This is a genomic window from Shewanella sp. SNU WT4 (assembly GCF_006494715.1).
Taxonomy (GTDB): domain Bacteria; phylum Pseudomonadota; class Gammaproteobacteria; order Enterobacterales; family Shewanellaceae; genus Shewanella.
On sequence record NZ_CP041151.1, the window covers coordinates 829144 to 843413 of the forward strand.

The 14270-nt window shown below is 47.5% G+C and carries 15 protein-coding genes; 7 read left to right on the plus strand and 8 right to left on the minus strand.

Features of this window, described 5'->3' with window-relative positions; translation table 11 throughout:
* The first annotated feature begins 174 nt into the window (after window positions 1-174).
* A complete protein-coding gene (gene hemE, locus FJQ87_RS03710; protein WP_140930652.1) occupies window positions 175-1239 on the plus strand; it encodes a uroporphyrinogen decarboxylase in 1065 nt (354 codons plus the stop codon).
* A 109-nt stretch (window positions 1240-1348) separates the two neighbouring features.
* Here the strand turns inward: hemE and FJQ87_RS03715 are convergent, their stop codons facing one another.
* From FJQ87_RS03715 to FJQ87_RS03725, 3 genes are all read right to left on the minus strand, one after another.
* On the minus strand, window positions 1349-2089 hold the full coding sequence (locus FJQ87_RS03715; protein ID WP_140930654.1) for a response regulator transcription factor: 741 nt from the start codon (window positions 2087-2089) through the stop codon (window positions 1349-1351).
* Window positions 2090-2331: 242 nt separating this feature from the next.
* On the minus strand, window positions 2332-3048 hold the full coding sequence (locus FJQ87_RS03720) for a spondin domain-containing protein (protein WP_140930656.1): 717 nt from the start codon (window positions 3046-3048) through the stop codon (window positions 2332-2334).
* A gap of 11 nt (window positions 3049-3059) precedes the next feature.
* Window positions 3060-3758, minus strand: coding sequence for a spondin domain-containing protein (locus FJQ87_RS03725; protein WP_240778896.1), 699 nt, complete (start codon window positions 3756-3758; stop codon window positions 3060-3062).
* Window positions 3759-4060: 302 nt separating this feature from the next.
* Here FJQ87_RS03725 and FJQ87_RS03730 point away from each other — a divergent pair, with 302 nt between their 5' ends.
* On the plus strand, window positions 4061-4855 hold the full coding sequence (locus tag FJQ87_RS03730) for an SDR family oxidoreductase (protein ID WP_140933975.1): 795 nt from the start codon (window positions 4061-4063) through the stop codon (window positions 4853-4855).
* Window positions 4856-4947: 92 nt separating this feature from the next.
* On the opposite strand, the gene purD is transcribed toward FJQ87_RS03730, so the two are convergent.
* Together purD and purH are read right to left on the minus strand one after the other, a co-directional pair.
* Window positions 4948-6246: a phosphoribosylamine--glycine ligase gene (gene purD / locus FJQ87_RS03735; RefSeq protein WP_140930660.1), complete on the minus strand. Its 1299-nt coding sequence runs from the start codon at window positions 6244-6246 to the stop codon at window positions 4948-4950.
* Window positions 6247-6318: 72 nt separating this feature from the next.
* A complete protein-coding gene (purH, locus tag FJQ87_RS03740; RefSeq protein ID WP_140930662.1) occupies window positions 6319-7908 on the minus strand; it encodes a bifunctional phosphoribosylaminoimidazolecarboxamide formyltransferase/IMP cyclohydrolase in 1590 nt (529 codons plus the stop codon).
* A 294-nt stretch (window positions 7909-8202) separates the two neighbouring features.
* Here purH and zntR point away from each other — a divergent pair, with 294 nt between their 5' ends.
* The 3 genes from zntR to FJQ87_RS03755 all read left to right on the plus strand — a co-directional run bounded on the left by zntR (window position 8203) and on the right by FJQ87_RS03755 (window position 10709).
* The gene (zntR, locus tag FJQ87_RS03745) at window positions 8203-8673 is read left to right on the plus strand and encodes a Zn(2+)-responsive transcriptional regulator (protein WP_140930664.1); all 471 of its coding nucleotides are present in this window, start codon (window positions 8203-8205) and stop codon (window positions 8671-8673) included.
* 1 nt (window position 8674) lies between these two features.
* Window positions 8675-9970 carry an SO_0444 family Cu/Zn efflux transporter gene (locus FJQ87_RS03750; RefSeq protein ID WP_140930666.1) on the plus strand — a complete coding sequence of 432 codons (1296 nt, stop codon included), beginning with the start codon at window positions 8675-8677 and terminating at the stop codon, window positions 9968-9970.
* A gap of 178 nt (window positions 9971-10148) precedes the next feature.
* Window positions 10149-10709: an NnrU family protein gene (locus FJQ87_RS03755; RefSeq protein ID WP_140930668.1), complete on the plus strand. Its 561-nt coding sequence runs from the start codon at window positions 10149-10151 to the stop codon at window positions 10707-10709.
* Here the strand turns inward: FJQ87_RS03755 and FJQ87_RS03760 are convergent.
* The gene (locus FJQ87_RS03760; RefSeq protein ID WP_140930670.1) at window positions 10679-11578 is read right to left on the minus strand and encodes a hypothetical protein; all 900 of its coding nucleotides are present in this window, start codon (window positions 11576-11578) and stop codon (window positions 10679-10681) included. The two genes, FJQ87_RS03755 and FJQ87_RS03760, sit on opposite strands and share 31 nt — an antisense overlap.
* 168 nt (window positions 11579-11746) lie before the next feature.
* Between FJQ87_RS03760 and FJQ87_RS03765 the strand changes: the two genes are divergently transcribed.
* Window positions 11747-12199 carry a GNAT family N-acetyltransferase gene (locus tag FJQ87_RS03765; RefSeq protein ID WP_140930672.1) on the plus strand — a complete coding sequence of 151 codons (453 nt, stop codon included), beginning with the start codon at window positions 11747-11749 and terminating at the stop codon, window positions 12197-12199.
* 158 nt (window positions 12200-12357) lie between these two features.
* Here the strand turns inward: FJQ87_RS03765 and FJQ87_RS03770 are convergent, their stop codons facing one another.
* The gene (locus FJQ87_RS03770) at window positions 12358-13191 is read right to left on the minus strand and encodes a mechanosensitive ion channel family protein (protein ID WP_140930674.1); all 834 of its coding nucleotides are present in this window, start codon (window positions 13189-13191) and stop codon (window positions 12358-12360) included.
* Between the two features lie 152 nt (window positions 13192-13343).
* Here FJQ87_RS03770 and FJQ87_RS03775 point away from each other — a divergent pair, with 152 nt between their 5' ends.
* Entirely contained in the window at window positions 13344-13808 is a 465-nt protein-coding gene (locus tag FJQ87_RS03775; RefSeq protein WP_140930676.1) for a hypothetical protein, read from the plus strand.
* 50 nt (window positions 13809-13858) lie between these two features.
* On the opposite strand, the gene FJQ87_RS03780 is transcribed toward FJQ87_RS03775, so the two are convergent.
* Window positions 13859-14074, minus strand: a complete 216-nt coding sequence (locus FJQ87_RS03780; RefSeq protein WP_140930678.1) for a DUF465 domain-containing protein — start codon at window positions 14072-14074, stop codon at window positions 13859-13861.
* Window positions 14075-14270 lie beyond the last annotated feature (196 nt).

Below are 14270 nucleotides of genomic sequence, written 5' to 3' on the forward strand. Positions count from 1 at the left end.
TAAAAATGTGAATCTAGCAACATTAACCAGCATGCCTGAGTATGTTCGGCGCACAGGAAAATATCTGGGCTTGCTAAGGTGAAGCTCACAGAAATGATCCTTCTGAGGTTACTTTATTCATGTAAATGCTAAACTAGCGCCTCAGTAATTTAACAAGTGTAGGAAGCAAGCCAGATGGCAGAGTTAAAGAATGATCGTTATTTGCGCGCGTTATTGAAGCAGCCTGTTGATATGACGCCAGTATGGATGATGCGTCAAGCCGGACGTTACTTACCAGAATATAAAGCTACACGCGCGCAAGCCGGTGACTTTATGTCGTTATGTCGTAATGCTGATTTGGCTTGTGAAGTAACTTTGCAACCTTTGCGTCGTTATAAGTTAGATGCCGCCATTTTGTTTTCTGATATCTTGACCGTACCTGATGCCATGGGCTTAGGCTTGTATTTTGAGACTGGTGAAGGCCCACGTTTTTCGCGCCCAACCGACACCTTAGAAGCCATTAAGAAGCTCGGAATTCCTGATCCAGAAGATGAATTAGGCTATGTGATGAATGCGGTGAAAACCATTCGTCGCGAATTAAAAGGTGAAGTACCGTTAATCGGCTTCTCAGGTTCACCTTGGACATTGGCCACTTACATGGTTGAAGGCGGTTCAAGCAAAGTATTTGAAAAGATTAAGCGCATGATGTACGCCGAGCCAATGGCGTTACATATGTTATTAGATAAGTTAGCAGATTCAGTGATCTTGTATCTGAATGCTCAAGTTGCTAACGGCGCCCAATCTTTAATGATTTTCGATTCTTGGGGCGGCGCGTTATCGCACGCAGCGTATCGCGAATTTTCTCTGCGTTATATGCAAAAGATTGTCGATGGTTTGACCCGTCATGCCGATGGCCGTCAAGTGCCTGTCACCTTATTCACTAAGGGCGGCGGCTTATGGTTAGAGTCTATGGCTGAAACCGGTTGTGATGCCTTAGGCTTAGATTGGACAGTAGATATTGGTGATGCGCGTCGCCGCGTTGGTCACAAAGTGGCACTGCAAGGCAATATGGACCCATCTATGCTGTACGCACCTACTGGTCGTATTCGTGAAGAAGTATCTAGCATCTTAGCTAGCTACGGTGAAGGTACTGGCCATGTGTTTAACTTAGGCCACGGTATCCATCAGCATGTTGATCCTGAGCATGCTGGCGCCTTTATTGAAGCCGTTCATGAATTATCAACTCCTTACCACAAGTAAGTGATTCAGTAAGTTAGTCGTTGATAAGTCATTAAAAAGGTCCGCAAGGGCCTTTTTTTGTGCTTGTTTGGGGTGATTTTTCATAGGTTTTACTTTCAATCTCACTCTGTTATTGCATTAGGGCGCAGCCAAGAGCCAAGGTTTTAGGCGGCGCAAATTTATATCCCACCCCCCACACGGTTTTGACTAACTCTTCCATGCCATCAACTTGCGCTAGCTTTGAGCGCAATCGATTAACGTGGGAATTGACAGTATGTTCATAGCCGCAGTGACTGTAGCCCCACACACTTTGCAGTAGCTGCATTCGACTAAACACTTGGTTGGGGTGCTGGGCTAAATGGGTGAGTAAATCAAACTCGCGCGCGGTTAAATTAAGTAGCTGCGAATCGAGTAGCACTTCGCGGGTATCAGTATTAATGGTCACGCCGCCAAATTGCAGCTGCGAGCCACTAGGCGCTTTGGGCTCGCTACTATGCTGGCGCAGTCTTGCGCGAATGCGCGCGGAAAATTCTAACGCCGAAAGGGCCATTTCTAAGCAATCATCGGCGCCAGATTCTAGTGCCAATACAGTTTCAGCTTCGTTGCGTACTTCGGTCATAAAGATGAGCGGCAGAGTTAAGCCTAATTGGCGGCATTGACGAATGAGCATTAAGCCATCGTGTTGCTGCCAATATTTAGTGAGTATCAATAAGGAAACTTGCCCTTGCTGGCACAGGCTAATGACCTTGTTCCAAGAGTTGGCTTGCTGCAGGGTAAATCCCGCTAACTCAAGGGATTGACTGAGCTGCTGACACTTATCGGTATTATTATGCAGTAACAAAATACTCATGCTTTTCTCAAACTCACTCATGCGGGCTTCCTTTTTTAATGATGATAAAAGGTGTGGCCAGTAGACCTGTGAGCTGCAGATTTTATTGCGTGGGATTAATTATGGGGGACTTATTGCGGGTGATTTAAGAGATGGCAGATTTAAAAAACTCACCGTACTTTTAGCGTGAGTGCTTGGCTCATTGAGCAAAAGTACGGTGCAAGGTTGGTGGCTGCTTGGTTTGCAACTTTATTTACTAACTGAGTGATTCACTTAGTGCGCGACTAGTTAACGCGGCTAATGCTGATGCGTGCCACTGGGTTATCAAAGCGATGGGAGGCATTTAACACAGAGTCGGTTAAACCATCATCTTGAGATATCACCCCTTGGTGCACGCGCACCGCGTTATTATCTTCCCTCGCGGCATTAAAGCCTTCGCCATTATCGGCAGGGCCTGGGATTGTGCCTTTTGCCTCGGAATTAGCTTCAGTGCCAGCATCATAAGCTAGGCTGCGAATAGTGACGCTCGCGCCCACAGCTAAATCGCTTAAATCAATATTGGCAACGCCGGTAAAGGCATCATTGGTATTAACTAGCATAGTGAGCACAGATAATTGCAAATCAGTGGTTGATGCGCCAACACTTGGCGTGATGGCAATGGTTTGGGTGCTGGTGGCGCCTGGTACTAAGGGGCCGCTGGCCACTATCACTCGACTCACCCCAGCTACTTGACTAAAGCTATTAGCATCGCCGGCTTCTGCCAAGGTTTCTAAGGGAAGGCTGGCAGCTTCGGCCACTATCCAAGGGCTTACACTTGCTTGGTGCAGCAGCGTAGATATGGGCGAGAACACTTGATTGGCGGTGAGGTTAGTTACTGTCACTGTATAGTTTTGTGGCGCTGGTGGAGTCGGCGGCGGTGGCGTAATAGAGGTGTCATCACTGTCATGACAAGCGCTTAATATCAAGATTGAGCTTATGGCCAAAATAGTAAGTTTATTCATACTGACCTCGGTTACTTCACTGTGACTGTCATGCGCGCCACAGGGTTTAGCCATCTATGGATACGGCTATCAAGGTCGCTCACGCCGCCTGCGGCATCAAAATCCCCTAACACACCTGGGTGAATATGCACCTTGTCATTGCCAGATAAGTCATTAAGACCAGTACCATTAACGCCGCCATTGGCGCCAGGAGCCGCTGGAATACCTGCTACCCCAGAGGCGCCGCCGCCATTAATGATTTCATCATTAGCTTCTGTGCCAGCATCATAGGCATTGATATACACCTGATAAGTGCCAGCTTCGGTTGGGATTTTCCAGCTATCTAGACCGATAAAGGCATCATTGGTGGGCAGCACCATGGCGACTACCGATAAATACATAGCCTCGTTAGTTTCTAAATTGGCTTTATTGCTCATGCTACTGGGGGCAAGCAAACCGCCAGCAGGATTAGCTAATTTTGGATATCCTGCGCCATCAACTGCGGCCACTAAATCACTAATATCACCGCCTTCGGCCATTTTTTGGAGTGCTGAAGAGGCATCCTCTCCTGAGCGAAACAAGGCAATATCATCGTCATGGGCGGCAATTAAAATCGGGGTGAAGTGATTGCCATTGGTGAGGTTAGTAATAGTAATTTCTAATTGCGCGGCTTGTGCGTTCATGGCCATGGCGCTAATAGCAAGTGCGCTAGCGGTTAAGCTGCCAATCATAAGCGTGCTTAAGGCTTTTGGCTGAGGGAGTGATTTTGCTGACATATAAGCTCCAAAATTAGGGGAATGATTAACCTTATTGAGCTTGAACCTTATTTCTCACCTGAAAGTCGCCTATTTATCACGATTTCATCACGTTTAATGGGGCAAGTTACACAGCATCTAAAGGGGAATCATTAACGATAAAATTCGCAGGTAAGCTGTGGCTAGCTTGTAGTCGCCAATGCTTTGTGTCAGCTTGGTGGATAAATAAACAGCGGTTGGGTAAGCCGTGCCTAGTTAAGCAGTGGATAGATGAACACATGGATGAATTTAATCAAAAAGTCGTGCTAGTTACTGGCGCCTCAGAAGGCATTGGCCGCGCGCTCTGTCAGCAATTGGCGGCTAAAGGCGCGCGTTTAGTGTTAGTTGCCCGTAATCGGCAGCGCTTAGAGGAGTTAGCGGCTGAGCTTAAAGGCGAGCATTTAGTGCTGAGCGCCGATTTAAGTGATGCTTTACAGTGTCAGCAGGTGATACTTGATGCCCTTAATCATTATCAGCGCTTAGATATCTTGATTAATAACGCTGGCATTACCATGTGGTCGCGCTTTGATGAGCTTCAAGATCTCGCCATTCTTGAGCGCTTAATGACTGTAAATTTTATGGCGCCCGCCAATTTAACCCATGCAGCGCTTCCTGCGCTTAAACAATGTCGCGGGCAAATCGTAGTAGTGTCGTCGCTCGCTGGAATAACAGGCGTGCCGACTCGCAGTGGTTACTGCGCCTCCAAACATGCCGTGATGGGCTTTTTTGATGCGCTGCGAATTGAGCTGATGGATCATGGCGTCGCAGTTACCATATTGTGCCCAGATTTTGTGGTCTCACAAATCCATAAGCGCGCTATTGGTCATGATGGTAAGGCGCTCGGGGCAAGCCCAATGCAGGAAGATAAAATCATGACTAGCGCTGAGTGCGCCGCTCTTATGCTGCCTGCCATAGCAGCGCGAAAGCGCTTACTGATTATGTCGCGGCGCGGCAGACTTGGGCGCTGGCTTAAACTTATTAAGCCGCAGTGGATTGATAAGCTGGCTAAAAAGGCGATTGTATCTGGGCATTAGCGGTTTTTAAGTAGCTCTTTTGGATACAAAAAAACCAGCTGCCGCTGGTTTTTACTTAATCACTTTACATGCAAGCTAAGCCTATAAAGGAGTTAGCCTTGTCGTTCGCGCTTAATGGCTCGGTGAGCGATGTCGGTGCGAAAGTACACGTCATCCCAATGAATGGCATCAACTAGCTCGTACGCGGCGCGCTGCGCTGAGGTGACTGAGTTGCCAAGCGCAGTGGCGCATAATACGCGCCCGCCATTGGTGACCACGTGGCCATTATTAAGCTCAGTACCAGCATGGAATACCTTGCCGTCATTATTGCCTAAGGTGAGGCCAGCAATTACATCGCCTTTGCGATAATCATCAGGATAACCGCCAGCGGCTAATACCACGCCAACGGCGGGGCGTGGGTCAAATTCAGCGCTGACTTTATCAAGCTCACCACGGGTGGCGGCTAAACATAATTGCACCAGATCCGATTGTAAGCGCATCATAATCGGCTGCGTCTCTGGGTCACCAAAGCGGCAGTTATATTCTAATACTTTGGCGCTGCCATCGGGCGCTATCATCAGGCCTGCGTATAAAAAGCCAGTATACACATTGCCTTCAGTAGCCATGCCATCCACAGTTGGGCGAATTACATTTGCTATGGTCCAGTCGTGCACCGCTTGAGTCACTACCGGCGCTGGTGAATAGGCACCCATGCCGCCAGTGTTCGGGCCAAAGTCGCCGTTATCGCGGGCTTTATGATCTTGACTAGTGGCCATTGCCAGAATGTTGTTACCGTCAACCATGACGATAAAGCTTGCTTCTTCGCCGTGCAGAAATTCTTCAATAACCACCCGCGAGCCCGCTTCACCAAACTTATTACCCGCCAGCATGTCATCAATGGCAGCATCAGCTTCAGCTTCTGTTTGCGCGATGATTACGCCTTTGCCGGCAGCTAAACCATCGGCCTTGATCACGACCGGATAACCAGTCGTTGACGTTAATTCCCGCACATAGGCTTTAGCATCGCTAATCACAGTACAGTTTTTATAGCCAGCGGTTGGGATCTGGTGGCGCGCTAAAAAATCTTTAGTGAAGGCTTTAGAACCTTCAAGCTGCGCAGCCGCTTTGGTTGGGCCAAATACGGCTAAACCTGCAGCATTAAAAGCATCAACCACACCAAGCACTAATGGCGCTTCTGGGCCAACAATGGTGAGCTCAATGGCGTGAGTCTTAGCAAATTCCAGCAGGGCAGGGATGTCGGTGGCACTAATGGCCACGTTTTCAACATTCGGCTCTAAGGCTGTGCCAGCATTACCTGGGGCCACAAATACGGTTTCTACTTGGGCTGACTGCGCAGCTTTCCACGCTAAGGCATGTTCGCGGCCACCGCCACCTATGATCAATACTTTCATGGTTACACTCCCACAAATCAAAATAGGTAAGGCCCTAATCACTAGGGCCGAAGATGTAGATTAAGCGCTGTGTTAGTGACGGAAATGACGCATTCCGGTAAACACCATAGCCATACCATGCTCATCGGCGGCGGCAATAATCTCGTTATCGCGCATTGAGCCACCTGGCTGGATAATGCAGCTAATGCCAGCGGCGGCGGCTGCATCTATACCATCACGAAATGGGAAGAAGGCATCGGATGCCATCACAGAGTTCACCACTTCCAGTCCTTCATCGGCCGCTTTAATGCCAGCGATTTTAGCGCTGTATACGCGGCTCATTTGGCCTGCGCCCACGCCTATGGTCATGCCATCTTTGGCATAAACTATGGCGTTAGATTTAACGAACTTGGCCACTTTCCAGCAAAAGTGTAAGTCTTTTAATTCGCTGGCAGTAGGTTGGCGCTTTGACACTATCTTAATGTCATCTAAGCCGATATAGCCTTGATCTCTGTCTTGCACCAATAAGCCACCATTGACGCGCTTGTAATCTAAGCCTTGAGTGACTGACTGCCATTGACCGCATTCTAATAAGCGCACATTGGCTTTAGCGGCCACTACATCACGGGCGGCTTGGCTAACGCTTGGGGCAATAATCACTTCAACAAACTGACGCTCAACAATCGCGCTGGCAGTGGCTGCATCTAACTCACGGTTAAAGGCGATAATGCCGCCAAAGGCTGAGGTTGGGTCGGTTTTATAAGCGCGGTTATAGGCTTCAAGTAAGTCTTCACTTAATGCTACGCCGCACGGGTTGGCGTGTTTAACGATAACGCAGGCTGGCTCAGAGAATTCTTTAACGCACTCAAGGGCAGCATCGGTATCGGCGATATTGTTATACGACAATGCCTTGCCTTGCAGTTGCACGGCGGTTGCAACCGATGCTTCGTCAATCTTAGTATCCACATAGAAAGCGGCGGTTTGATGGCTGTTTTCGCCATAACGCAAATCTTGTTTTTTGATTAACTGGGTATTGAAAGTGCGTGGGAACTTAGAATCCGCTAAGCACTCATCTTGGCTATGGGCTGGCACCATAGTGCCAAAATAGTTGGCTATCATGCCATCGTAAGCGGCCGTGTGTTCAAAGGCGGCAATGGCTAAATCAAAGCGGGTTGCTAAGGTGGTGCTACCTTGGTTGGCCTGCATTTCTGCAATCACGCGATCATAGTCATGAGCGTTTACCACTATGGTAGTGTCTTTATGGTTTTTCGCGGTAGAGCGCACCATAGTTGGGCCGCCAATGTCGATGTTCTCTATGGCATCGGCCAAGGTGCAACCGGCTTTCGCCACAGTTTCAGCAAAGGGATATAAGTTAACGGCGACTAAGTCGATGGCTTGAATGTGGTTTTGCGCCATCACTTGCTCATCAATACCGCGGCGCGCCAGAATGCCGCCATGCACTTTCGGGTGCAGGGTTTTAACGCGACCATCCATGATTTCAGGGTGACCTGTGTAATCAGACACTTCAATCACAGGAATGCCATGGTCGGCCAGTAAGCGGGCAGTACCGCCAGTAGAAAGTAATTCAACACCTTGCGCGTGCAGCGCTTTTGCGAATTCAAGAATACCAGTTTTGTCAGAAACGCTAAGTAGCGCGCGGCGAATAGGTCTATGAGTCGTCATTTGGGTACAGGGTCCAGTGTTATTAGCTTTATGGAGGAGTTATTCACTGTGTTGCAGTGAGCTTCAAGGTTCTTTTGCAACACCACTGACCTTGATGGTGTTGCAAAAGCGCCCTGAGTTTGTGCCCTAGTCTCTGTGGCGCGTATTTTATATCAAGAGCCTAAGGCTTAGGGTTTTTATGTGTAATTTCACAATATTGCTAAGCGAACAGATAAAAAATCAGAAGATGCTTGACCTTGTATCTAACTCCAAGGTTTATACTCGCCTTAAGTTGCTACAGGTGTGGATTGAGACATGTATAAGATTGGCGAGTTGGCGAGTGAATGCCAAATCAAAACCGACACACTGAGATTTTATGAAAAACATGGGTTGTTAACCCCAAGCGTGCGCTCTGATTCTGGCTATCGTTTTTATACCGACAAGGATGCTGAGCGCTTAAAGTTTATTTTGCGTGCCAAAGCTGTGGGATTCACCTTATCTGAAATCAACGAGTTGCTGTCAATTGAGCTAGATAAAGCCAATTGGCAATGCGTTGACGTTAAGGCGCTGGTGGACAGTAAATTCACCCAAGTGGTTGCCAAAATTGCCGAGCTGCAAAAGTTTCGTGATTCGTTAAAACGCTTATCAGATTCTTGTTGCGGTGGCCCTGAAAGCGCTGAATGTTGCTCGATTCTGGAAGCGCTAGAATCTGCTACTGGCGAAATTAAACCTGAAATTCATGGCCATTGTTGCCAGACTCCCCCCATAGCTGGCAAGGACAGTTAATATGCTATTAGAAAACTTCTTACACCTCTTTTTAGAGTCAGCCCCTTGGCTATTACTCGGCTTGTTTTTGGCCGGTTTATTAAGCGTCTTTGTACCTATGAGCTGGATGCACAAGCAGCTTGGTGGTCACGGTTTAAAAGCCACAGTTAAAGCCGCGTTATTAGGTGCGCCGCTGCCGTTATGCTCGTGCGGAGTGATTCCTGCAGCCGTAGGTTTACGCCGCGCTGGCGCATCCAAAGCGGCCACTACGTCATTTTTAGTGTCTACCCCAGAAACTGGGGTGGATTCTGTGAGCGTGTCTTATGTGCTGCTCGGCCCATTTATGGCGATAGTGCGACCGATAGTCGCCGTGATCAGCGCCATTGTGGCGGGTTTATTGGTTGGCCGCGATGAAGATGATAGCGAACCTGCCGTTAAGCCGGCGGCATCAGATAAACCAGCAGTAAAAGCGGCGGCTATGTCATTTACTCCTGCCCCAGCCAGCGCCAGTTTATTGGTTGAGCCAGTCAAAGCCGTATCCAGTTGTTGTCAAACAGCGGCACCTAAGGTTGAAAGCGTATCGTCTTGCTGCCAGAGCGCGGCGCCTAAAGCGCAAACTGTTAGCGATAGCTGCTGCGCTACTAAGCCTGCGTCGCACGCACATGCTCATCAACAAGATAAGCAAACTACTGCGGCATCAAGTTGCTGTAGCACGACGGCGGCTGATAGCTTGCCAGCTAATTTATCTGTGTTTGATAAAGCCATTAAAGGTTTAGTCTTTGCGGCAACCGACTTAGTGCGCGATACCACAGTATGGTTATTAGTGGGGCTATTCTTTGCGGCCTTAGTACAAACCTATGTTCCGGCTGACTTCTTACTGAAATGGGGCGATGGCGTACTTGCCATGCTAGTCATGATGTTAGTGTCTGTGCCTATGTATATTTGCGCCACCGCATCAACTCCTATCGCCGCAGGTTTGTTACTCGCAGGTTTATCCCCTGGCGCGGTATTAGTGTTTATGTTGGCAGGCCCAGCCACAAATATCGCAACCTTAGGGGTAGTGATTAAAGAGCTCGGAAAGCGCGCGTTATATGCGTACCTCACTGGCGTGCTTGGCGTGGCTTTTGTCGCAGGCTTAGTCGTTAACTATGTGGTTGAGCGCTTTAACATCCAAGTCATGCCACAAATTGGTGAGCATCACGAGCTGTTGCCTGAGTGGATAGTTGCTAGCAGCGGCTTATTATTGGGCTTTTTAATGCTGCGGGTTTTGTGGCAAAAGCTGCCATTTGCCAATAAGCATAAAGATTGCTGCTCGTAAGCCTCAGATGTAAAGCGTTAGCCCGCGGCTTGATGTAAAACCGCGGTTTAATGTTTGCTAGCGACAAGACTAAAAGCGCCTTTTGAGAGGCGCTTTTTTGTTGGCTAAAAATTAAGCTTGAGTTGCTCGCTTGGCTGTGGTCAGTTAGGGATAACTTAAGGCTAACTCAGGACAAATTATGGAATTACTAATAGTGAGCGTGCTGATATGGGCTGGCGTGCATTTATCCCTCGCCGCCGCGCCTAATATCACTCAAGGCCTAAAGCAGTCGCTCGGGGCTAAGCGCTTTAAAGCTATGTTTGCGAGTTTAATCATCCTAGGTTTAGCCTGTATTATCATAGGCTGGCGCTCAAGTACGCCAAGTGTTTACTGGTATTTTTCATGGGCGCCGCACTTAACCGCACTCTTAATGTTGCTGGCATTTATTGTGTTTGGCACGTCCATGTATCCCTCACGCCTGCGATGCGTTATTCGCCACCCTATGTTAAGTGCCGTCATTATTTGGGCTGGCGCGCATTTATTAGCCAATGGCGATAGCCGCGCGTTGGTGTTATTTGCAGGGCTTGGCCTGTGGGCTCTCATTGAAATCCTATTAATTAATCGCCGCGATGGTGACTACGCCCCCAAAGCGCCAGGCTCGTGGCTTAGAGAAATCCGCGGGCTTACGATTTCCATTGTGCTTTTTGCCGTCACTGTATTCTTACACCCTTATTTTGCAGGGGTTAGCGTCGCTAATTGAGTGGGCTCACTGTCACACAAGTTGTCCGCATGTTCATACAGCCACTGGTTTTTGGTGCTGTTGGCAGCATAGCGCCAGTCTTGCATGGCCGAGATTTTATCTAGCACAAGATAGGCAGTTTGCAGTGACTGGGTATCTAGCGCATTATTTTTGTTGTTGATAGCAAAGGAAATTTCAGCCACTAGCGGGGATGATTGCGCTTGTTCTCGCCACAAGGTGAGGCTAAATTTAAGCTTATGCTCGCCAAGTTTAAGGCTAACGCCGCTAAATACTGTTTGCTGTAAGTCAAAGTGACTTAAGGGGTATAGCGCTTGCTCACCTAAGGTTTGCGACGCTAAGGTTTGAAACGGGGCCATGCGCGCTAATGCTGGAAACTGCTGTTGCAACTGATTGAGGTTGGCAGGAATAGTGCTATTGGGCTGCGATTGAGCGACGCTATATATGGTATGTATGCTTGGGGTCGCGAGCACATCGGCTTGTAATTCGCCGCTTGCCATTAAGCTTGAATGGCTAACAGATTGCGGACTGAGCCCTCTTAGTTTTAAGGTGACCTGCTCTTGCTGTTTATGTTGGCGATGGCGCAGCAACAAGCCTTGAGATTTTAACTGGCAGCCCTTGGTATCGTAAAAATTAATCGGGCCAGAATCAGTGAGGGTGAGCTTACCTTGCAACTCACCAAATTGGGCTAATTGACTGGTTAAGGCGTGTTGATAGTTGGCGATGGCCGCATCTGTGGTAAACGCTGCAACTGCTAATAACTGTTTAAACTCGTAGGAACTTGGCTTCGTATCATGAGTGGCAAAACTTGGGGCGCAAAGGGTAACGCTTAGTGCTAACAGTCCAAGAGGTAATCGAATCAATCCACTCATAGTGCGTCATCCTCTGAAGTCCTGAGCCAATCAATTGGCTTTGGCGATTTAAAAAGGGGTAAGCTTAGTCATTATTGAATCTCGACACGATTAAGCTTTCTTTAATTCTATGGCAGATGCCATGATTTAGTGGGCTTGATTGGATAGTTAATCTTGGGGACGCAAACTATGGCGTGGCACATTGCAAAATTTGAGCACTTATCAGTACAAACCTTATATCAAATCTTAAAGCTTAGGGTCGATGTGTTCGTCGTCGAACAAGCCTGCGCTTACCCTGAGCTTGATGGTAAAGATTGCTTGGATGATAGCCGCCATGTTTGGTTTCAAAGTGAGGTTGGCGATATCTTAGCTTATGCCCGCATTTTACCTGCGGGCGCCAGTTATCTGCATCCTGCCATTGGCCGCGTTATCGTGGCCTCGGCCTCGCGCGGTAAAGGTTTAGCCCAAGAGTTAATGCAGCTTGCGGTGGCTTATTGCCAACAAACTTGGCCGGGCAAACCGGTAGATATTGGCGCGCAGCATCACTTACTGGCTTTTTATCAGGGGGTAGGTTTTGAAGCGATTTCAGAAGTGTATTTAGAAGATGGTATTCCCCATATCGACATGCGCTTGCAGCCTTAGGCGGGTAAGCGCTGCCTCAATCAATGAGGTAAATTGGCAAATCGATAAAGCGATAAACGCTAGATGCTCAACCATGAGCATCTAGCACTGCGCAGCACCATCTAGCCTTTCATCATCAGCTCTTGCGTCATCAAAGCCTTACTTGCCATCATCCTAAGTTAGGACAGTAAATGGATTTCGCGAATCGGGCAGGCCAGTGAAATATTGGCCTGTTTGAGGCTATGCAATAAGGCTAAATTCACCTGATATTTGCTGTGATAGTAATGGCTGGTTTTCACAAAATAACGCACGCCAAGTTCTATGCCGACATTGGTGAGATTATTTATCCCCACTTGAAAATCAGGCTGTTTACTCACTAATTCCGACTGCTGCAAACTGGCGTTTAGTAGCGCAATCACAGCTTCGACATCATGCTCGACGCTCACAGTAAATTGGCTTTCTACCAAGCGATAATCAAATGAGTTATGCAGCACATCGCCAATAATCATCTTGTTGGGAATACTGATTTGCTCGCCATCTTCATTAATCAGAATAGTGGCGCCGAGGCGAATATCCTTCACTATGCCGTTAATGCCTTTAATTTCTATGGTGTTACCTATTACAAAGGGGCGCGTGACTATTAAGGTGACACCGGCCGCGTAATTTGACAGCATGCCTTGAATGGCAAGGCCAGCACCAAGGGATGCCGCACCAATCGCCGCCACCATAGGGGTAATGCTAATACCAAGCTTACCCATAACTATTATGACCACCATCACAATCACAATAATGCGCACTAAGTTGCTGACAAAATTGCCTAAGGTGACATCTATCTTATGTTTTTCAAATTGACGGGTAATCAATTTGGCGAGCTTGTTAGCCAGCCACAGCCCCAATAAGAAAATGATGCCAGCGCCTATCAGTTGAAAACTGTAGCGCACTAAAAACTCACTGATGTACTGGTACACACCTTGCAGTTGCGCCAATTCCTGCTCTAGCTGATCCTTTGCCATGCTTGCTCCTATGTGATTGGCTGTGTTTACATTTTACTGTGATGTTAACACAAATGTTAAGTGATCTTAGTCGCGTTTTTAGGCCAGCTTTAATGGTGAACTCATGGGAGTAAGGTATGTTTAGCTGTCGATGTTCTCAAAGGAATTTAGCTATGTTAAAGCGGATTTGTGCCTTAAGTTTATTGTGCGTGAGTCAGTGGGCTATGGCCGCTGAATTAAGCCAAGGAAGTACAGTGGTTGCCACCAGTTTGTTAGATCAGCATGAACAAGTGCAGCAGATCTCAAGCGAGAGTCGCTATGTGTTATTTAGTCGCGGCATGAAAGGCGGCGAGTTGATCCAAGCGGCATTTGAGCAATCCCCTGAAATAGCCAAATCGAATCAAGTGCTATATGTGGCGGATATTAGCGGCATGCCAGGTTTAATTGCTAAGTTTGTGGCCATACCGCGGATGCAGGAATTAGCCTATACAGTCGCGCTTGATAGAGAAGGCCAGCAAACTACCGATTTTCCAGCCGAAAAAGATAAAGCCACCATTATCACCCTAAACAACTTAGTAGTGACTGACATTCAGTTTGTCGATAGCAGTGATGCTATCGTGCAAATCGTTAAACTCTAATGACAAGGCACCATTAACCATGGCGTTAATGGTGCCTAATTAAGGGCTTTTTAAGCGGTTTCATGCTGCTTAAGTATCACCAGTAATTCTTCTTTTAACGCTAATTTACGCAGTTTCTTCGCACTTAATTCTTCAGCAAATTCAGCCGGATGCTTTTCAATATTATTGATCTCATGATCGAGTTGATTATGCTCATCAAAAATTCGCTGAAAATGATGATTGCTCACTTTAAGTTCAGAAATTAACTCTCGATATTGTGGAAACATAGTCACTTCCTATCTATTTACTGGGTTGTTAAGCATTACACTACTCCCGCTAAACATAGGTTTCAGTGATCTAGATCATAGTTTTATTTCGCGTTGTTATCATTTTGCTACGTAGCGGTTAATGGTTTGGCTTGGGTTTTTGTGGGCAATATCACCAATCGCTGAATTCAGTTTTGTGACCGAGCTAACTTTTAAG

Bases quoted from the DNA above. Each gene is read 5' to 3' on its own strand.
- FJQ87_RS03775 (WP_140930676.1), top strand. From the start codon at position 13,344: ATGTTAAAGCGGATTTGTGCCTTAAGTTTATTGTGCGTGAGTCAGTGG.
- FJQ87_RS03750 (WP_140930666.1), top strand. From the start codon at position 8,675: ATGCTATTAGAAAACTTCTTACACCTCTTTTTAGAGTCAGCCCCTTGG.
- FJQ87_RS03715 (WP_140930654.1), bottom strand. From the start codon at position 2,089: ATGAGTGAGTTTGAGAAAAGCATGAGTATTTTGTTACTGCATAATAAT.
- FJQ87_RS03730 (WP_140933975.1), top strand. From the start codon at position 4,061: ATGGATGAATTTAATCAAAAAGTCGTGCTAGTTACTGGCGCCTCAGAA.
- FJQ87_RS03765 (WP_140930672.1), top strand. From the start codon at position 11,747: ATGGCGTGGCACATTGCAAAATTTGAGCACTTATCAGTACAAACCTTA.
- FJQ87_RS03760 (WP_140930670.1), bottom strand. From the start codon at position 11,578: ATGAGTGGATTGATTCGATTACCTCTTGGACTGTTAGCACTAAGCGTT.
- FJQ87_RS03780 (WP_140930678.1), bottom strand. From the start codon at position 14,074: ATGTTTCCACAATATCGAGAGTTAATTTCTGAACTTAAAGTGAGCAAT.
- FJQ87_RS03725 (WP_240778896.1), bottom strand. From the start codon at position 3,758: ATGATTGGCAGCTTAACCGCTAGCGCACTTGCTATTAGCGCCATGGCC.
- zntR (WP_140930664.1), top strand. From the start codon at position 8,203: ATGTATAAGATTGGCGAGTTGGCGAGTGAATGCCAAATCAAAACCGAC.
- purD (WP_140930660.1), bottom strand. From the start codon at position 6,246: ATGAAAGTATTGATCATAGGTGGCGGTGGCCGCGAACATGCCTTAGCG.
- purH (WP_140930662.1), bottom strand. From the start codon at position 7,908: ATGACGACTCATAGACCTATTCGCCGCGCGCTACTTAGCGTTTCTGAC.
- FJQ87_RS03770 (WP_140930674.1), bottom strand. From the start codon at position 13,191: ATGGCAAAGGATCAGCTAGAGCAGGAATTGGCGCAACTGCAAGGTGTG.
- FJQ87_RS03755 (WP_140930668.1), top strand. From the start codon at position 10,149: ATGGAATTACTAATAGTGAGCGTGCTGATATGGGCTGGCGTGCATTTA.
- hemE (WP_140930652.1), top strand. From the start codon at position 175: ATGGCAGAGTTAAAGAATGATCGTTATTTGCGCGCGTTATTGAAGCAG.
- FJQ87_RS03720 (WP_140930656.1), bottom strand. From the start codon at position 3,048: ATGAATAAACTTACTATTTTGGCCATAAGCTCAATCTTGATATTAAGC.